This window comes from Thermococcus atlanticus, from assembly GCF_054657855.1.
In genome coordinates this window covers 1,461,434-1,477,587 of record NZ_BAAHXX010000001.1, presented here as the reverse complement: position 1 = coordinate 1,477,587, position 16,154 = coordinate 1,461,434, and the positions used below count along the sequence as shown (strand labels likewise).

General features: G+C 50.9%; 21 protein-coding genes and 1 riboswitch. Of the genes, 12 read left to right on the top strand and 9 right to left on the bottom strand.

What is annotated here, in order from left to right:
• Positions 1-55: 55 nt before the first annotated feature.
• On the bottom strand, positions 56-568 hold the full coding sequence (locus ACYQ27_RS07860) for an SWIM zinc finger family protein (RefSeq protein ID WP_460041844.1): 513 nt from the start codon (positions 566-568) through the stop codon (positions 56-58).
• 192 nt (positions 569-760) lie between these two features.
• Here ACYQ27_RS07860 and ACYQ27_RS07855 point away from each other — a divergent pair, with 192 nt between their 5' ends.
• Positions 761-994 (top strand): hypothetical protein, encoded by a 234-nt coding sequence (locus tag ACYQ27_RS07855; protein ID WP_456395092.1) that lies wholly within the window; start codon positions 761-763, stop codon positions 992-994.
• On the opposite strand, the gene ACYQ27_RS07850 is transcribed toward ACYQ27_RS07855, so the two are convergent.
• On the bottom strand, positions 991-2,286 hold the full coding sequence (locus ACYQ27_RS07850; protein ID WP_456452552.1) for a DUF4139 domain-containing protein: 1,296 nt from the start codon (positions 2,284-2,286) through the stop codon (positions 991-993). The two genes, ACYQ27_RS07855 and ACYQ27_RS07850, sit on opposite strands and share 4 nt — an antisense overlap.
• A gap of 133 nt (positions 2,287-2,419) precedes the next feature.
• Between ACYQ27_RS07850 and ACYQ27_RS07845 the strand changes: the two genes are divergently transcribed.
• Complete coding sequence (locus ACYQ27_RS07845) at positions 2,420-3,118, top strand: acetate--CoA ligase family protein (RefSeq protein ID WP_460041413.1); 699 nt, start codon at positions 2,420-2,422, stop codon at positions 3,116-3,118.
• A 66-nt stretch (positions 3,119-3,184) separates the two neighbouring features.
• Here ACYQ27_RS07845 and pyk read toward each other — a convergent pair whose 3' ends face one another.
• From pyk to ACYQ27_RS07830, 3 genes are all read right to left on the bottom strand, one after another.
• Complete coding sequence (pyk, locus tag ACYQ27_RS07840) at positions 3,185-4,624, bottom strand: pyruvate kinase (protein ID WP_456452556.1); 1,440 nt, start codon at positions 4,622-4,624, stop codon at positions 3,185-3,187.
• A 113-nt stretch (positions 4,625-4,737) separates the two neighbouring features.
• Positions 4,738-5,781 (bottom strand): radical SAM protein, encoded by a 1,044-nt coding sequence (locus ACYQ27_RS07835; RefSeq protein WP_456452558.1) that lies wholly within the window; start codon positions 5,779-5,781, stop codon positions 4,738-4,740.
• Between the two features lie 25 nt (positions 5,782-5,806).
• Entirely contained in the window at positions 5,807-6,445 is a 639-nt protein-coding gene (locus ACYQ27_RS07830; RefSeq protein ID WP_460041412.1) for a zinc metalloprotease, read from the bottom strand.
• Positions 6,446-6,591: 146 nt separating this feature from the next.
• Positions 6,592-6,666, top strand: a riboswitch (Fluoride riboswitch).
• Positions 6,667-6,685: 19 nt separating this feature from the next.
• Here ACYQ27_RS07830 and ACYQ27_RS07825 point away from each other — a divergent pair.
• Genes ACYQ27_RS07825 through coaBC form a run of 7 tightly spaced genes read left to right on the top strand, consistent with a single transcriptional unit; the run spans position 6,686 to position 10,639 of the window.
• Complete coding sequence (locus ACYQ27_RS07825) at positions 6,686-7,540, top strand: prenyltransferase/squalene oxidase repeat-containing protein (RefSeq protein ID WP_460041411.1); 855 nt, start codon at positions 6,686-6,688, stop codon at positions 7,538-7,540.
• Between the two features lie 20 nt (positions 7,541-7,560).
• On the top strand, positions 7,561-8,262 hold the full coding sequence (locus ACYQ27_RS07820) for a DUF6062 family protein (protein WP_460041410.1): 702 nt from the start codon (positions 7,561-7,563) through the stop codon (positions 8,260-8,262).
• A complete protein-coding gene (locus ACYQ27_RS07815; protein ID WP_460041409.1) occupies positions 8,246-8,572 on the top strand; it encodes a hypothetical protein in 327 nt (108 codons plus the stop codon). Before ACYQ27_RS07820 ends, ACYQ27_RS07815 begins: the two co-directional genes overlap by 17 nt.
• A complete protein-coding gene (locus ACYQ27_RS07810; RefSeq protein ID WP_456395101.1) occupies positions 8,550-8,966 on the top strand; it encodes a hypothetical protein in 417 nt (138 codons plus the stop codon). The genes ACYQ27_RS07815 and ACYQ27_RS07810 overlap by 23 nt, the downstream gene beginning before the upstream one ends.
• A complete protein-coding gene (locus ACYQ27_RS07805) occupies positions 8,959-9,141 on the top strand; it encodes a hypothetical protein (protein ID WP_456395102.1) in 183 nt (60 codons plus the stop codon). The genes ACYQ27_RS07810 and ACYQ27_RS07805 overlap by 8 nt, the downstream gene beginning before the upstream one ends.
• Positions 9,129-9,383: a hypothetical protein gene (locus tag ACYQ27_RS07800; protein WP_456395103.1), complete on the top strand. Its 255-nt coding sequence runs from the start codon at positions 9,129-9,131 to the stop codon at positions 9,381-9,383. Before ACYQ27_RS07805 ends, ACYQ27_RS07800 begins: the two co-directional genes overlap by 13 nt.
• A 41-nt stretch (positions 9,384-9,424) precedes the next feature.
• Positions 9,425-10,639 (top strand): bifunctional phosphopantothenoylcysteine decarboxylase/phosphopantothenate--cysteine ligase CoaBC, encoded by a 1,215-nt coding sequence (coaBC, locus tag ACYQ27_RS07795; protein WP_460041408.1) that lies wholly within the window; start codon positions 9,425-9,427, stop codon positions 10,637-10,639.
• A 42-nt stretch (positions 10,640-10,681) separates the two neighbouring features.
• On the opposite strand, the gene ACYQ27_RS07790 is transcribed toward coaBC, so the two are convergent.
• Positions 10,682-10,978 carry a NitrOD5 domain-containing protein gene (locus tag ACYQ27_RS07790; RefSeq protein WP_456452590.1) on the bottom strand — a complete coding sequence of 99 codons (297 nt, stop codon included), beginning with the start codon at positions 10,976-10,978 and terminating at the stop codon, positions 10,682-10,684.
• Entirely contained in the window at positions 10,971-12,335 is a 1,365-nt protein-coding gene (locus ACYQ27_RS07785; RefSeq protein ID WP_460041407.1) for a DUF7125 family protein, read from the bottom strand. Before ACYQ27_RS07785 ends, ACYQ27_RS07790 begins: the two co-directional genes overlap by 8 nt.
• Positions 12,336-12,455: 120 nt before the next feature.
• Here ACYQ27_RS07785 and ACYQ27_RS07780 point away from each other — a divergent pair, with 120 nt between their 5' ends.
• Together ACYQ27_RS07780 and ACYQ27_RS07775 are read left to right on the top strand one after the other, a co-directional pair.
• Entirely contained in the window at positions 12,456-13,127 is a 672-nt protein-coding gene (locus tag ACYQ27_RS07780) for an aspartate/glutamate racemase family protein (protein ID WP_456452570.1), read from the top strand.
• Positions 13,128-13,137: 10 nt separating this feature from the next.
• Entirely contained in the window at positions 13,138-13,428 is a 291-nt protein-coding gene (locus ACYQ27_RS07775; protein ID WP_460041406.1) for a MazG nucleotide pyrophosphohydrolase domain-containing protein, read from the top strand.
• Here the strand turns inward: ACYQ27_RS07775 and ACYQ27_RS07770 are convergent.
• Both ACYQ27_RS07770 and ACYQ27_RS07765 read right to left on the bottom strand, forming a co-directional pair.
• The gene (locus tag ACYQ27_RS07770) at positions 13,425-14,252 is read right to left on the bottom strand and encodes a translation initiation factor eIF-2B alpha/beta/delta subunit family protein (RefSeq protein WP_456452574.1); all 828 of its coding nucleotides are present in this window, start codon (positions 14,250-14,252) and stop codon (positions 13,425-13,427) included. The genes ACYQ27_RS07775 and ACYQ27_RS07770 overlap by 4 nt on opposite strands.
• 4 nt (positions 14,253-14,256) lie before the next feature.
• Positions 14,257-15,015, bottom strand: coding sequence for a molybdopterin-binding protein (locus tag ACYQ27_RS07765; protein WP_456395134.1), 759 nt, complete (start codon positions 15,013-15,015; stop codon positions 14,257-14,259).
• Between the two features lie 127 nt (positions 15,016-15,142).
• Here ACYQ27_RS07765 and ACYQ27_RS07760 point away from each other — a divergent pair, with 127 nt between their 5' ends.
• The gene (locus ACYQ27_RS07760; RefSeq protein WP_460041405.1) at positions 15,143-16,147 is read left to right on the top strand and encodes a phosphorylating glyceraldehyde-3-phosphate dehydrogenase; all 1,005 of its coding nucleotides are present in this window, start codon (positions 15,143-15,145) and stop codon (positions 16,145-16,147) included.
• Positions 16,148-16,154: the final 7 nt, after the last annotated feature.

The window sequence follows — 16,154 nt, the reverse complement described above, 5'->3', positions numbered from 1 at the left end:
CCCCCTCTAATGTCTCCTTTAGTACCGCTCCCTTTTATAAGGCTTTTTGGCGGGCTTAATGCAGCTCCCTTTTCAGCATCTCGGTTAGCTGATACTCCGGAAACAGCTCTTCATATTCCCCGATGATCCTCTCAAGCTTCGAATATGCCTTTTCATCGGGGAACATTTTCAGAAGTTTTAAGGCCTTCCTGAAAAGTCTTGCCACCTCACTCCCGCTTTCATCGCTGTTCAACGTGTATTCGAGTTCCTTCAGGGTAATCTCAAGCCCAAATTCCGGATTTTCAAAGGAGTATCTGTCAATGACGCACTCGGGGGAGAGGCCGGCGTCTTCGTCATCAGTCTCAATGTAAAACCCCTCCTCGAATGCCACCAGAACCGCAGCCGCATGCTTGCAGTCTCTCCCGAGGGGACATGTGCATGTGTTCTCCCCGCTTTCAATTTCAAGCTCGACGTAATAGGGATAGGTGCCGAGGACTTTGGAGAACAGCAGGTTTCCTTTCTTCACCACCCATAAAACCCGTCCCTCCCTGAAATATCTCCGACCCTTTTTCAGAACCTTCTCCTCCATGATGACCACTGGAATTAGTAAGCAATGGAGATTTAAAAATTTTTGGTTGAAGGGGGGGCTGTTGTTACCGGCTCAATAATCCCCAGACCTACAATTGCCGGGCACACTGCACTTGCCCGGAGGCTGTATCCGCCGCAGACAACAGCGGTAATTTTTAATTCAGAATGCCGTAAATTCAAACGAGGTGATGGTATGGATGTTTTTGAACTGGCCCGGAGATACCATGAGGAGCTCGGTATAGAGGAGCCGAGCTTTGCAACAATGGCAGCTGAAATGTTTGAGGATCTCGGTCTGAAACTTCTTGAGTACCTCAGGGAGGAGGGATACACCCCCAAGGGCACCAGGTTTCAGGACTACGACAAAACCCTCATCCTTGAGATAATGAAAGGAGAAAAGAGCTTTGAAATTGCCCTCAGGAAGTCCTAATAGCTCATCTCATAGTCAAACACTATTTCCTTCTTTTCTCCCGGCCCCACGGTTACCCTGAACTCCACGTAGCTGGCAGTTTCGTCGAGCGGTTTTACAGATGAAGTTTTCAGCATCCCGCGTTTGTAGTGCCGCACTATCACAGTCTTTGTTTCTTTCCCGAAGTTCTCAATCGTAATTTTGACCTTATAGTAGGAATAGCTGCTGCCGCGCTTCTCTTCGAGAATCTGGGTTGTCCCCTTAAGGTCTATATCCTTCCCGATGCCTATCCTCAGGATATCTCCTTTCGGTGTGTGCTGAATTGCTCTTTCCCCGATCAGTATGCTGCTTCCGTTCATGTCCCTGTAAATCTCAACAATTCCGGCAGGGAGAACCTTCTCCGTTTTGAACGATATGGATTCATAGACTGCATTGCTGCTGCCGTACGGGTAGCTTTCATAGAGGTACTCGCGTTTAAATGGAGCCTCCTGATAGATGTAGGGTATCATCTTCTTCTCGAAGGGATTCAGGGATGCCGTGCCGAGTCTGTAGATGTAGAACGCCTCCAGCTTCTGAGGCTCCACTGAAGGGGCTGCACCCGCTTTTCCGGATTCCAGTGCGTAGACGGTTCTCGGCGGCATGTAGAAGCTAACCTCTCCCGAGACAAGGGCTATCTCGGCATTTTCAAATTTCTCCCTTGTGGGGTTGTTTATGACAATATAACCGATGAGCTTTGCCCTGTCGCTAATGTAGAGCTTGTATCTTGAGCTCCATCCTATCCCCTTCACCCGGTAAATCAGGTCAAACGAGTATTTCCCCTCCTTCTCTGCCTGGATAATTGCATAGGCCTGGGATCTGCTGTTATCAAGGCCCGGAACCTTCAGGTATGAGATTTCGCTGGGATTTATGACGTAAAGCCTATCCCCCTCTATCACCACGTTTCCATCCCTCAGTCCGAGCAGCTTTCCGGATATCTCCTCGCCGCTGCGGAGCTTCACCGTTACTTCCTTTCCGGTATTGGCTTCATAGACTCCTTTTTCCGGTGTCAGCTGGCTCACGATCCCGAGGACATAGACGCCGCTGCTCATGGGGGTCAGGGTTACCTCCTCTATACTGAGACCTGCAATCTCATCAATGGGAACTTCGTTTATCCCCTTCTTCAGCTCAAGCGTGAGGTTCTTCTCAATCACTCCTATATTTGCGGAGTCATAAAGGACAACCGTTTCACCCTTTGTGGCTGCCTGATCTCCCTGGAAGAGCAGCAGGGCCAAAACCAGAATGATAATTCCAAAACCACCTATAATCTTCTTCATAGCCTTCACCCACATTTATCTCTTCCTCATCCTATTTATAATGAGCGACAGCTTCAATTCGAGTTGAAGGGAAATCCTTTTAACTCTGCAGATGTAGTTGGGATTGCATCCCAATAACTGAGAGGTGATAGGTATGGAAAGAATTGAAAAGGCCAGGGCAATCATCGAAAAGGCGAAGGCCGAGAACAGGCCGCTCGTCGAGCCGGAGGCGAAGGAGATACTCAAGCTCTACGGCGTTCCGGTTCCGGACTTTAAAGTTGCTGCCAACGAGGAGGAGGCCGTTGAATACGCAAAGGAAATCGGCTATCCTGTTGTCATGAAGATCGTCTCCCCGCAGATCATCCACAAGAGCGACGCCGGCGGTGTCAAGGTCAACATCAAGAGCGATGATGAGGCCAGGCAGGCCTTCAGGAAGATCATGGAGAACGCAAAGAACTACAAGCCCGATGCAGACCTCTGGGGCGTCATCGTCTACAAGATGCTCCCGCTCGGCAAAGAGGTTATAGTCGGTATGATCCGCGACCCGCAGTTCGGTCCGGCGATAATGTTCGGTCTCGGTGGCATATTCGTCGAGATACTCAAGGATGTCAGCTTCAGGGTTGCCCCGATAACAAAAGAGGAAGCCCTCGACATGATCAGGGAGATAAAGGCATACCCGATTCTGGCGGGAGCACGTGGCGAGAAGCCCGTTGACATAGAGGCCCTCGCTGACCTCATCGTCAAGGTCGGTGAACTGGCCCTTGAGCTTCCCGAGATCAAGGAGCTCGACATCAACCCGATCTTCGCCTACGAGGACTCTGCTGTGGCTGTTGATGCCAGAATGCTTCTCTGAGGCTCTGCCTCTTTCTTCTTCTCCAGTCCGGGCGGTGGAGCAAAAAGAAACAAAGAAAAACAGAATTCACCCGACCGTGAAAATTCTTATCGTGTTTGTCCCGGCGGTCTTTCCTATGGGTGTTCCCTTTGTCAGGAGAACCGTGTCGTTCTCTGAAACCAGTCCAAGCCCTTTGATAACGCTGATTATTTCCTCCTCGCTTGTTTCATTGACGAGGAATGGATAGACACCGTAGGAGAACATCAGGCTGTTCGCAACCTTCTCATCTGTGGCGAAGGCGAGAATCCACTGTTTCGGCTTGAATCGTGAAATCAGCCTTGCCGTCTGCCCTGTTCTGGTGGGGGTGAGGATGTATTTTACGCTTATTGAGTTCAGTGCCTCTATAATGCTCCTCGTTATCGCATCCTTAATTGTGCCCTTTCTGGGTATTTTCTCCTTCCACTCCACTGCTTTCCAGTTCGCTATGCGCGGCGACCACAGTGAATCCCTGTAGGCCTCTGTTGTCCTTGCAATCTTGGCCATCATTCTGACCGTTTCAACAGGGTGCTTTCCCACAGCAGTTTCCTCCGAGAGCATCACGGCATCGGTTCCGTCGAGTATGGCGTTGGCAACATCCGTTACCTCGGCCCTCGTTGGAAGGGTCTCCTCGGTCATGCTCTCAAGCATCTGCGTAGCGGTTATAACGGGCTTTCCTGCAAGGTTTGCCTTGTGTATGAGCTTTTTCTGCAGAATGGGGAGCTTTTCGATGGGCATCTCGACACCGAGATCACCGCGTGCTATCATTATTCCGTCGCTTGCACACAGTATATCGTCAAAATTCCTGACAGCATCGGGGCGCTCTATTTTTGAAATTATGAAGATTCTTTCCTTTTTTTCCTCCACATACCGTCTGACCTTCAGCACATCGTATGCCGAGCCAACGAATGAAATTCCAACAGCATCTATGCCGTGTTCAAGAGCGAATTCGAGGATTTCCAGATCATGGTCTGTTATGGCATCGAGGGCCATTCTCGCTTTGGGGATGTTTATGCCCTTGTGGGAAAATAGCGTTCCTCCCACCAGAACCTTGCACAGAACGTCCTCCCCCCTCACCTCCTCAACCCGGAGGGCTATGAATCCGTCGCTGAGATATATAACATCCCCTTTTGACACCATCCTTGGGAAGTCCTTGAACTCCACGGGAATCTCCGCTTCGTTTCCGGTTATGTCCCTGGTGGTCAGGGTTACTGTCTGCCACCTGTGCAGGGTTACGGCCCCATTCTGTATCGTTCCGACCCTTATCTTCACCCCCGGCAGATCACCGAGGATGGCAACCCTCCTGTTTATCTTTTCTGAAACCGCCCTGACCCTTCTTATAGTCCTTTCATGCTGTTCAAAGTTTCCGTGGGCAAAATTGATGCGGGCCACGCTCATTCCTGCTTTAATCAATGCTTCAAGTGTCTTTTTGTCCATGGAAGCAGGGCCGATGGTTGCTATAATCTTTGTCTTGTTGCTCGGTAATCTCATCAAACCACCTTAGGATAAAGTTGGAGCTTCCGCCTAATAACATTAACTCAGTTCCCACCCTGAGAGTGAGACTTTCGGAAGCCGGATGACAGCTCGGGGAGGGGTGGATGAGTTTAGCCTACCAGAGCATTTTTAAGGCCGAATTCCCTGACCAGCCTGACGGCCTCCTCCATTTCCTCGTGGGTGAGCCTCCGGGCAATTTCGGGATAGCCTCCTGCTCTGTATTCGGGGCGGTACTGGAACATCACATTAACCCTCACATCCCTGCCGAGATTCTCCGAAATCCACCTGAGGATTGGTTCTGTGCAGCATTTGAGATGGCCGGGCATTACCAGATGCCGGATCAGGAACTCAGCCCGGTAATGCTCCCTCGCGAGCAGAAAGTTCCTCGTAACGGTCTCCCAGTAGCGGGGGGCTTTTGAGTACTTCAGGGCATCCCTGTTGTTTCCCCATTTGAAGTCCGCCAAGTATACATCGACCACACCGTCCAATAGCTTCATAGCCTCCTCGCTCATATACATGTTGGAGTTCCAGATAACAGGGATTGGGACCCTGAGATATCCGAGAACCTCGAGGATAAAGGGAATGTTGGGTGTGGGCTCTCCTCCAACAAAATTAACGTTTTTTGCACCCTGCATGTGTGCCACGGCTATTTCCATGGATATCTCTCCTGGGGCATAAACACCGCCGGTGCTCTGCTGGCTTATGTCCCAGTTCTGGCAGAAGACACAGCGGAAGTTGCAGCCTGAAAAGAAAATCGTGTATGATGGTATCAGCTCGGGCTCCTCACCGAGATGCAGGAATGCGCTCGCAATTCTGCTTCTATCAACCCTGCAGTAGCCCTTCCGCTTCCTTCTGTTTATTCCGCACTTCATTTCACACAGAATGCATCTCTCCAGAAGCCTGCGGGCTATGAGGACCTTTAAATCGAGGAGACTCTGCCCGGGCTTTTCTGAAATCTCATTGTCGTGGAGCTTTTCAATGCCCTCCTCATGAGCCTGCCAGAGCTCTTCGAGGGGAGAATCTCTGCTGAAGGACACCTCCACCCTCTGGGCATGATAAAAATTCGGCTGCTCATCCCCCTTTAATACCGCAAAATAATGGGGTAACGCATTCTTCGCCCGCTCAATCTCACCGATTTCCACATGCCTGAACATATCATATATGCCTCAACTTCAGAGCTTAAAACTTTAGCCCGGGGTCATATTCGGCATTTCTCTTGAGCTCAAGGAAGCAGCGATCACAGTATGTCGGGGGTCTGAGGTCCCATTCCCCGATGGTTCCGGGAGGGTTCATCACGCACTCTCCGCTGCAGTGCTCCAGCCCGAATGAATGTCCTATCTCATGAAGAACGCCCTTAAAGAGGCGCATTTTGAAGTTTTCAAGGTCTTCTGAGTAGAAGGGCTCGGTTGACAGTATCATAATCCTGAGATTTGTTATGGTTTCATGGTATCCAAGGAACTTTTCATAGAAATCGAAGTAGGGATTCCTTGAAATCAGCGGGAATGTCGTGAGCGCAAGGATTTTGTTCATTATAATCCCGGTATCATCGCCCTCCCGCTGTTCTATCAGTTCCTTAATGTCCTGAAGAAGCCGGGAATACAGGGTTTCTATTAGGGCTTCCAGAGGATATGCCCTTAGAGTGCCGTTTGAAGTCTTTATGCTGACAAGATACCCGGGAGCTAGCTTCAGCGGGCCGATATAAACAAGCCTGACATCTATGTTGTTCTCGGTGAAATATCTGTTAACCTCGTCAAAAACGTCAAACAGCATCTGTTTGTCTATGAAGTTCCCCACGTACGTTGCCTCTATGAACTGCATTTAACCCCTCACACTAAGTGGGCAAAAACGGAGTTATTAATTTTTTGTTCTATTCATGGGTGCCGCCGGGCACGGGCAGATACATATTTTAAGCCCAATCTCCGTTAGGCCATTGAACCATAAAGGTTTTTAAGTGGCTTTTGTAGTGGTTATAGGGCGATGGCGTCCGCCCAGGCTTCGAGCCTGAACTGCCCGCAGGGGCTAATGACGCCTGTTCTACAACCTTCGGGAGGCGGTAGAATGGGCTCGAAGCTCTATGAGATTGGAAAATATGTTAATGCTAATGCCGTTATTCGATATATTGGAGAGAGACGGCACGAGGATGGGGGATACTGCTTTGTCACACTCTTAGATGAGACGAACATCAATGACACATACTACGCCGTGAAAATCTATGACCTGCTGGAGCTGGAGGTTCCGGAGAAGGAAAAGACCGCTCAGTTCCTCTTCAGTGCTGCCAGAAGACAGACCGCGGTTGTAGCGGTGGCAATGGCGGTTGAAGGGATGGTTCTGCTTGGAGCGAGGGATCTGGCTGAGGAGAAGCTTGATCTGATATTCTCAAAGTACAATCCCCTTGAGGGCAAATTTGCTGTGGGACTCGGTGGAAGCGAGGAGTTCGGAACATCAACACCGCTGGAAGCCACCTACTGGGTTTTAAGGGCTCTAAAGGCTCTGAACTACAGGATTGACCCTGAGATGAAGGAGAGAATCCGGGAGTTTATACTGAGGTTCCGGAAGGGAGAGGGATTTGGAGTTAAACAGGCAACGACGACAATGACGTATCAGGCCATTTACAGCCTGAATGCGCTGGGATATGAAGTTCCCAGAACGCGGCACTTTGATTCCTGCGAGGTTTACGGCGGCTTTACGGAGGTTCCCTATTCGCTACCCCCCTATCTTGAGCCCACATTCTATGCCCTCAGAGGTCTCAGGCTCCTCAGAAGCAGGCCGAGATACATTAAGGGGCATATCTCATTCCTAAAATCCCTTCAGAATCCAAACGGAGGCTTCAGGAGAAGCCTTGAAATGGGCATATCAAACTTCCAGAACACATACAGGGCCCTTAGAGCGCTGGATGACCTCCTGACCTTTTAGTTCTATTTTTGGTGGTTGAGATGGATCTGATTGGAATCTACCTCAAGGAGGCCCTTGAAAATCCCGGCTGTCCGGTGTGTAACATCCTGCAGAAGTATGAGAAGAGCGAGATAACGACCATACTGTACGAGCATGTAAACAATCCCTCAGTCAGGGATCAGTTTAAAGAAAGCCTCGGGCTCTGCACGTACCATGCATGGAAGCTGAAGGAGATAGCATACTCGGATCCCCTTTTAGGGGCACTGGGTGTTGCGGTCATATATGACCACATGCTCTCGGTTTATATCGAGAGTCTGGAGCAGGGAAGAAGGGTTAAGGTTTCCAAGTGCTTTCTATGCAGGAGGGCCGAAGAGAAGGAGAGGAGCATAATCTCAGGCCTTTCCCGAAGAATCGAGGAGCTCCTCCCGGTGTATAAAAACTCCGGAGCGATACTGTGCAAAAAGCACTATGAGATGCTGAAGGAGGAACTGAGAAAGGAAAACCCCTCATATGTTGATGAGCTGACGGGGATCCAGATAGAGAAGCTCAGGATAATACGTGAGAGAGTCGAGAGGTTTATTGATAAATTCGACTACAGGTCGACTGAGGCGCCGACAAAAAAGGAGGCCGAGGCTGTTGTTCTTGCAATTGAGAGCCTGAAAGGTCTTCCGCTGCAGATAAACTTCGGGGAGACCCCTAAAAAACCCGGAATAAGGGGTGGCATCTTTGGAAGTAGAGCTTAGGGTGAGCAGGGAAGAGTTTCAGAGAATACGTCAGGAAAGGAGAGAGCTTGAAAAAAGGTTTTATGAGCTGGAGAAGCTTGAAAACACGCTGAGAGCACTCAGATTCCGCCATCTGCTTGAACATAGGGAGAGGCTGAGAAGAAAGCTGGAGGAGATGAAGCACCACTATGAGGAGCTGATTGAGTTTGAGAAAAAAGCGCAGCGGGACAAGGAGCTCCTTTTTGAGATAAGGCGCAAGCTGAGCCATGAAAACGCAGAATTCAGGCGTGAGCTTGGGGTGAGGATGAATGAAGATCGTGGTGAGACCTGAATCAGGATGGAGAAAGGTTACATTCGGTATTCCGGATGAAGTGTATGAGAAAATAGTGGGCCTCGGCGAAAAATACGGCTTCAGAGAGGACAGGGTTCTGAGGATAATCCTCCTGGGGGGCTTTATCGAGGATGAGGAAAACGCAGACTTTACGGAGCTTGAAAAGGAGATTGGCAGACTTGAACGGGAGCTTTATGATCTGGAGGGAAAGTGGTCGCCCCTGAAGTTCAGGACATACTACATTGCCATGGACAATCAGAACCTCGCCATACAGATTTCCGGGCTGATAGCCGAAAATAAACGGCTCCGGAAGATGCTTGGAAAGGGGGAGAGGGATTATTCCGAAATAGAGGAGCTGATACACTATTATATGGGGTTTGATAGCCGTGAGTGAGCTGGAAGAGATTGCCGAGCTTCTCAAACTGAGGGACGAGCTGAGGAAGGAGGTTGCCCTGATGGAAAGGAAATACAGGGAGGCTCTGAGAGACCAGGAGATTTTAAAGGAAATACTGGAAAACCTGAAGGAGGAAAACAGGAGGCTCAGGAGGGGCAGAGAATGGAGTATTTAAAAAAGGCGGAGGAGTTCCTGGCCGATGGAGGGGATGTGGAAGCTTTAAAAATGGAGGTCATGAAGCTCTCTTCGAGGCAGGCCTCCCTCAACTACAAGCTCTATGATGCATACATCACGAACAGAACCCTGGCGATAAGAATCTACGGTTATCTTAGTGAGAACTGGATGATGGGAGGAGGCGAGCTGGACGAGGAGGCCAAGAAGATAGTGGACAGGTACCTGCTGATGGGGAGGAAATAAGATTATATATGGGTTGGGAGAACTCCCCCCGGTGATTAAAAATGCTCCATCATGTTAAGCTGATTCATGCCACCAAGAGCAGGAAGCTTCTTGGAAAGAAGATTGTTCTGGCAATTCCCGGGAGTATAGCGGCGGTTGAATGTGTAAAGCTGGCGAGGGAGCTGATAAGGCACGGAGCTGAGGTTCATGCAGTCATGAGTGAAAGCGCCCGGAAAATAATCCATCCCTATGCAATGGAGTTCGCAACCGGGAACCCCGTCGTCACCGAGATAACGGGCTTCATAGAGCACGTTGAACTTGCCGGAGAGCATGAGAACAGGGCGGATTTAATTCTGGTGTGCCCCGCAACCGCAAACACCATTTCAAAGATAGCCTGCGGTATTGATGATACCCCCGTAACAACCGTTGTAACGACGGCTTTCGCCCACACGCCAATAATGATAGCCCCTGCCATGCATTCAAGCATGTATAAGCATCCAATTGTAAAGGAAAACATGGAGAAGCTCAGGAAGCTTGGTGTTGAGTTCATAGGGCCGCGCTTTGAGGAGGGCAAGGCCAAAGTTGCGGGCGTTGATGAGATAGTCTATCACGTCATCAAAAAGCTGCATGAGAAGGATTTGAAGGGCAGGAGGATTCTGGTGACCGCGGGGGCGACGAGGGAGTATATCGACCCCATAAGGTTCATCACGAACAGGAGCTCCGGAAAAATGGGGGTTGCTATGGCGGAGGAGGCCGAGCTGAGGGGGGCGGAGGTGACATTAATCAAAACTCGGGGCAGTGTACCCAGCTTTGTGGAGAATCAGATTGAGGTGGAGACCGTTGAGGAGATGCTCAGCGCGATGGAGAACGAGCTTATGGGCAAAAAATATGATGTGGTGATTTTAGCTGCTGCCGTCAGTGATTTTAGGCCAAAAACTACTGCAAAGGAGAAAATAAAGAGCGGAAAGGCCATCACCCTTGAGCTGGTGCCCACACCGAAGATAATCCAGAGGGTGAAGGAGATACAGCCCGGCGTGCTTCTGGTGGGCTTCAAGGCGGAGTATGGGGTGAGTGAAGAGGAGCTCATAACAAGGGCGAGGGAGCAGATGGAAAAGGCAGGAAGCGATGCGGTGATTGCCAACACCGCAGAGGCCTTTGGAAGCGAGGAGAACGAGGTTTTCTGGGTCACGAAGGAAGCTGCGGAAAAGCTCCCCAGAATGGGCAAGAGGGAGCTGGCAGAAAAACTGTGGAACAGGATAGGAGATATGTTGGGTTAACCCATCCCCCCTTTGGTTATTCCCGCTGTTCTCGGGCAGAGCTCAGCCATAGACCTCTTTTAGATGCTTAACAAGCTCCTCAAGGCTGTTGAACTCACCCTTCATGCCGAGGTTCTCCCTGAAATAGCTGATGATGAGCATCTCAAGCAGCCTCGCACTGTACTCCCCGAAGAGCTTTGAAATTGCCTCCTTGAACTTTGTGGGGTCTGTATAGGCCAGCTCAAAGCCCTGCCCGGTGGTGCCCTTCAGGTGCAGCTCAAGGAGTGTTCTGAGGGTGGGGTTGGCCTGTTCCACTGAGTGAACAACAGCCTTGACGAGTATTTTCTGGGCCTCATCCATATATCTCAACCCCCTTTGAGGTAATCTCATATTCGTGTATCTTCCTCGAATGATTTGAGCCCCTTGCCTTGATTATCGCCAGATACCTCTTTATGGTGCCTTCTTCAGCTGTATAACGCAGGCCTATTATGTTGTCCGAGAGCGTGCTGGCCTTCGTGTAGGGAACAACCTCGAAGCTGGTTTCCGCATTGAGGGTCATGTATGTCGCGACCCGGTGCTTCTTTATGAGGAGTCCGAGGTAGCGCACCATCTTTGCAAGCTCCTCAGGATCCATGTGCTCCCTCAGGGCGGTCAGGCCGTCTATTACAAGAACATCGGGTTTTTCATCCTCTATTATCTGCTTTATCCTTATGAACGTATAAACCGGGCTCATTGCCTCGGGAACCCAGCCCACGAGCTTAAGGTTCCTGTTCATGGCTTCGTCGATGGGGAAGCCGTAGTCCTTTGCGGCGCGGTGGAGCTGTCCGGGCGGCTCTTCAAAGCCCACATAGATAGCCTTCCTGCCCGCCATTGCATTGGCGATTGCAAAGTGCAGCCCGAAGGTTGTTTTTCCTGTTCCCGTCATGCCCACTATGAGGGTAACCGAACCCCTGTAAACCCCTCCATCGAGGAGCTCATCCAGCTTGGGGATTCCGGTTGTCACCTTCTCCCTCGATGCCTCCTCCTCTCCCCAGTCTATTCTCGGAATCTCAAGGAAGTGCATCCCGTCTTCAGTTATCACATACTCATACTGGGCCTTTTCAACGGAGCGCCTTCTCATCTTCGGGATTTCCATTATCCTGTGGGTTATCTCTCCGAGCCTCTGGTACTTCAGAACGATAACACCATCAACGACGAACTCCTCAACGCCGTAGCCAATCTCGTTTCTCCCGAGCGGCTTCTCGGCTATAAGAAGTGCGACAGCTCCGAAGGATTTTATAAACCTCCCGAGGGTTGTGTGAATAAACATTCTCGTCTTTTCAGCACCGAGGAGCTGTGCAAAGGAGCTTATGGAATCAATGACTATTCTCTTTGGCTGGAAGGATAGTATCTCAGTCATCATGAGCTCTATTTCCCTTTCCACGGCCCCGGGCGTTAGCGTTATCAGGTCAACGAACCTGAAGAGGCCCCTTTCCTCCATTTCCTCAAAATTCATTCCAAGGCCCTTCATTCCCTCATAGAAATCCTCCTTTGTTTCCGCGAGTGATATATAGATGGCTTTTTCGCCGTACTTTGCCATCCCGTTGTAGAGAAATGTGGCGCCGAAAATCGTCTTCCCGGCCCCGGGCTCGCCGGCCACGAGGACCGTGAAGCCCTCAGGGAAGCCATCCCTGAGTATATACTCGTCAAAGAAGTCTATACCCATTCTGACGGCCATTGCCTCCACCCCCGCTTTTCAGTATGGGGTTCAAAACTTATAATACTATTGGTGTTCTATGCTGTAATCCCAACCGAAACTTTCATAATATCTCCCGGGAACTTGGGTTGGTGGTTTTTCATGAAGAAAATCGGAATAATAGGAGGAATGACTCCCGAATCCACATCCTATTATTACAGGAAGTACATAGAGATAAGCCGCGAGAGATTTGAACCCTATGTCTTCCCGGAACTTATACTCTACTCAATAAACTTCAGGGACTTCTGGGCAGGCGGATGGGAGGGCAGAAAGAAGATTCTGATAAATGCCGCGAAAGCCCTTGAAAGGGCCGGTGCCGAGCTGATAGCGATGTCCGCAAACACGCCCCACAAGGTCTTTCCCGATGTTCAGAAAGCTGTAAGCGTCCCCATGATCAGCATAGTGGATGCCGTTGCTGAGGAAATCGGGCGCAGGGGTGTGGGGAGGGTTCTGCTCCTCGGGACAAAAACCACGATGAGTTCTGACTTTTACGTCAGTGCTCTCAGGGATAACGGCATTGATGTCATCGTTCCCGGGGAGGACGAGCAGGAAAAACTCAACGAAATAATATTCAGCGAGCTGGCCTTCGACAACCTCTCCAGCAGATCATGGATAGTCCGGCTCATCGAAAAATATGCTGAGAAGGGAGCGGAGGGGGTTATTCTCGGCTGCACCGAGCTCCCGCTGGCGGTGAAGCAGGGCGATGTTGGCATAGAGGTTTTCGATACCGCGGAGATTCACATGAGGAAGCTAATCCAGTTGGCCGCCGAATGATGGTGATACCATGGAGATCAGGGAATTTCAGGAAATGATCAGGGAGCTTTACTTCAAAAAGGATGCCAAAAGGGGCGTTGATAAAACCTTCCTCTGGTTCGTCGAGGAGGTCGGCGAGCTCGCGGAGGTTATACGGAAAGACGAGAGGGAGGCAATGGAGGAGGAGTTTGCGGATGTTCTGGCATGGCTCTCAAGCCTTGCAAACCTCCTCGGCATAGACCTGGAAAAAGCCGCTGAGAGGAAATATCCCGGGGTGTGTCCGTACTGCGGCAAAAACCCCTGTGAGTGCGAGGAGCATTAAATCTCCTTCGGCGGCACGAGGATGCCGAACTCCGTTATCACGCCCCTCACGTATTTCCACGGGGTTACATCGAAGAGGTACCCCCTGATGAGGAAGTGATTCCTCTTGAACTTTCTTTCGACTATTTCAACCTCTTCCGATTTCAGCTCAGGGTGAATTTTGAAGCTTTCGGCGGCCACGTAAAAAGGAATTCCCCGGTCATGGCACGCCAGTGCAAGGGGATACGTTCCGGCCTTGTTGATGACAGCTCCGTCCTGGGTTATATTGTCTGCTCCAACAATGGCCATAGTTGCCCTCTCTGCAAATATTCCAATCTGGGCGTCCGTTATGATTTCAAATGGAATCTCAAGCCTCTCAAGTTCTCCAGCCAGAGCAAGCCCCTCGTAATCCGGGGCGCTCTCCGTGAGAATAACCCTGAAGTGCTTTCCCTTCATTTTTGCGGATCTGAAAATTTCAAGAACAGCGGAGGAGAAGGAGTGCGTTAGCACGACCTCATTTTCGTCAATAAGCTCGCTCCCTATGTTGCCAATTTCCCTCTTTGCTTCCTCCCCGAGCCTTATGAACTCCTCGGCTTTTAACTTAACGAACTCGGGGTCGCTGGTCAGGGGTATGAAGCGCGTCAGGTTGTAGAGGGAGGCCATCGTTGGATTGACCATTATGATTTCCTTCTGCAGATCCTTCATGGCGTTCAGGAGTTTTTCACCCCTTAAAATTCCGGCGAGCTTCAGATAGGCCTCTGCCCCTTTTTTTGCGAGATAACTCGCCCCCATGATACGTTCGGCTTTCATCTCCTCGATGATTGAGCGCACCTCTTGAGGAAGCATGGAATCACCAGCCCTCTTCAAAGAGTATGCCTTTTTCCTCCATGAAGCTTTTAGCTTTTTCTATGCTTTCCTCATCCTCTGCGAAGATGATTATGCCGATGAACCTTCCGAACCCCTTCGGCGAGGAGTGTATTCTGATGCTGAATCTTTCCAGGGCCTCGGTCAGAACCGGTGCGAGCTTGCTCTCGTCGGTTATCTCCGCAAGAAGCTTTCTTTGGACGAACTTTCTCGCCCCAAGGCGGGGGAGAACTTCCCTCTCAAGCATGGCCTTCATCTCCCCGGGCATTCCCGGAAGGACAAAGATTTTGACGTCCTCATGTTCAATGTATGCTCCCGGGGCGGCGCCTACTGTGTTCTCAAGGGGCTCTGCACCTTCGGGCAGGTGCGCCATCTTTCTCCTTGCCTCGTTGAGCTCGGGGTCGTCAATCAGACCTTTTTTGTGAAGTTCGCGGTAGAATTCCTCGATCCTTCTCAGGCAGTCATCCCTTAAAATCAGCCTCCTGCCCAGTGCCTCCGCCACAGCGAGCATGGTAACATCATCATGGGTCGGGCCAAGCCCCCCGGAAATCACCAGCACGGATGGCTTCCTTGAGATTATCTCCCTGACAGCACGCTTTATCTCCTCAACGTCGTCTCCAACGGTCGTTTTTCTCCTCACCCAGTAGCCCCTCTCGGTTAGCTTCTGGGCTATATACGAGGAGTTGCTGTCGACCGTGTGTCCGGTCAGGAGTTCATCACCGATTGTGAGTATCTCCGCCAGCATCCCCACCACCGCTTGATGTTGGGCGCTCCATGCTTTAGCTTTTGCCCTCTCCACCATGCGGCATATTTTCACCGCGGGTGAAAACAACGTTTAAGTATTTCACGGCTGTAAAATTCTTGGTGATGACATGAAGGTTAAGGTGGGGATTAACGGTTACGGCACCATAGGTAAGAGGGTCGCTTATGCCGTTTCAAAGCAGGATGATATGAAACTCACCGGCGTTACAAAGACAAAACCGGATTTTGAAGCCTACAGGGCGGGAGAGCTTGGAATTCCCGTTTATGCCGCAAGCGAGGAGTTCCTGCCGAGGTTCGAGAAGGCCGGCTTCGAGGTGGCGGGAACGCTCGAAGACCTTCTCAAAAAGGTAGATGTAATCGTCGATGCCACCCCCGGGGGAATGGGTGCCAGAAACAAGGAGCTCTATGAGGCACACGGCGTTAAGGCGGTCTTCCAGGGCGGCGAGAAGGCGAGCGTTGCGGAGGTCTCCTTCGTGGCCCAGGCAAACTATGAAAGCGCCCTCGGGAAGGACTATGTTAGGGTTGTCTCATGCAACACCACAGGATTAACGAGGACGCTGAATGCCATAAAGGACTACATCGACTACGTTTATGCCGTGATGATCAGGAGAGCGGCAGACCCGAACGACATCAGGCGCGGGCCCGTAAATGCAATAAAGCCGAGCGTTGAGGTGCCATCGCACCACGGCCCCGATGTGCAGACGATCCTCCCAATAAACATCGAGACCTCGGCCTTCATCGTTCCCACAACTCTAATGCACGTCCACTCGGTTATGGTCGAGCTCAGGAAGCCCCTCACGAGGGAGGACGTCATTGATATCTTTGAGGACACTACCCGTGTGCTTCTCTTCGAGGAGGGAAGGGGCTTCTCAAGCACCGCCCAGCTCATAGAGTTCGCACGCGACCTCCACAGGGAGTGGAACAACCTCTACGAGATAGCCGTCTGGAAGGAGAGCATAAACGTCAGGGGGAAGCGCCTTTTCTACATCCAGGCCGTCCACCAGGAGAGCGACGTTGTCCCCGAGAACATAGACGCGATAAGGGCGATGTTCGAGCTTGCCGACAAGTGGGGGAGCATAAGGAAGACGAACAAGAGCCTTGGAATCCTCAAGTAATCGGTGG

Bases quoted from the DNA above. Each gene is read 5' to 3' on its own strand.
- ACYQ27_RS07810 (WP_456395101.1), top strand. From the start codon at position 8,550: ATGAAGATCGTGGTGAGACCTGAATCAGGATGGAGAAAGGTTACATTC.
- coaBC (WP_460041408.1), top strand. From the start codon at position 9,425: ATGCTCCATCATGTTAAGCTGATTCATGCCACCAAGAGCAGGAAGCTT.
- ACYQ27_RS07785 (WP_460041407.1), bottom strand. From the start codon at position 12,335: ATGGCCGTCAGAATGGGTATAGACTTCTTTGACGAGTATATACTCAGG.
- pyk (WP_456452556.1), bottom strand. From the start codon at position 4,624: ATGAGATTACCGAGCAACAAGACAAAGATTATAGCAACCATCGGCCCT.
- ACYQ27_RS07770 (WP_456452574.1), bottom strand. From the start codon at position 14,252: ATGCTTCCTCAAGAGGTGCGCTCAATCATCGAGGAGATGAAAGCCGAA.
- ACYQ27_RS07825 (WP_460041411.1), top strand. From the start codon at position 6,686: ATGGGCTCGAAGCTCTATGAGATTGGAAAATATGTTAATGCTAATGCC.
- ACYQ27_RS07855 (WP_456395092.1), top strand. From the start codon at position 761: ATGGATGTTTTTGAACTGGCCCGGAGATACCATGAGGAGCTCGGTATA.
- ACYQ27_RS07850 (WP_456452552.1), bottom strand. From the start codon at position 2,286: ATGAAGAAGATTATAGGTGGTTTTGGAATTATCATTCTGGTTTTGGCC.
- ACYQ27_RS07765 (WP_456395134.1), bottom strand. From the start codon at position 15,015: ATGCTGGCGGAGATACTCACAATCGGTGATGAACTCCTGACCGGACAC.
- ACYQ27_RS07775 (WP_460041406.1), top strand. From the start codon at position 13,138: ATGGAGATCAGGGAATTTCAGGAAATGATCAGGGAGCTTTACTTCAAA.
- ACYQ27_RS07830 (WP_460041412.1), bottom strand. From the start codon at position 6,445: ATGCAGTTCATAGAGGCAACGTACGTGGGGAACTTCATAGACAAACAG.
- ACYQ27_RS07845 (WP_460041413.1), top strand. From the start codon at position 2,420: ATGGAAAGAATTGAAAAGGCCAGGGCAATCATCGAAAAGGCGAAGGCC.
- ACYQ27_RS07860 (WP_460041844.1), bottom strand. From the start codon at position 568: ATGGAGGAGAAGGTTCTGAAAAAGGGTCGGAGATATTTCAGGGAGGGA.
- ACYQ27_RS07800 (WP_456395103.1), top strand. From the start codon at position 9,129: ATGGAGTATTTAAAAAAGGCGGAGGAGTTCCTGGCCGATGGAGGGGAT.
- ACYQ27_RS07780 (WP_456452570.1), top strand. From the start codon at position 12,456: ATGAAGAAAATCGGAATAATAGGAGGAATGACTCCCGAATCCACATCC.
- ACYQ27_RS07835 (WP_456452558.1), bottom strand. From the start codon at position 5,781: ATGTTCAGGCATGTGGAAATCGGTGAGATTGAGCGGGCGAAGAATGCG.
- ACYQ27_RS07760 (WP_460041405.1), top strand. From the start codon at position 15,143: ATGAAGGTTAAGGTGGGGATTAACGGTTACGGCACCATAGGTAAGAGG.
- ACYQ27_RS07820 (WP_460041410.1), top strand. From the start codon at position 7,561: ATGGATCTGATTGGAATCTACCTCAAGGAGGCCCTTGAAAATCCCGGC.
- ACYQ27_RS07790 (WP_456452590.1), bottom strand. From the start codon at position 10,978: ATGGATGAGGCCCAGAAAATACTCGTCAAGGCTGTTGTTCACTCAGTG.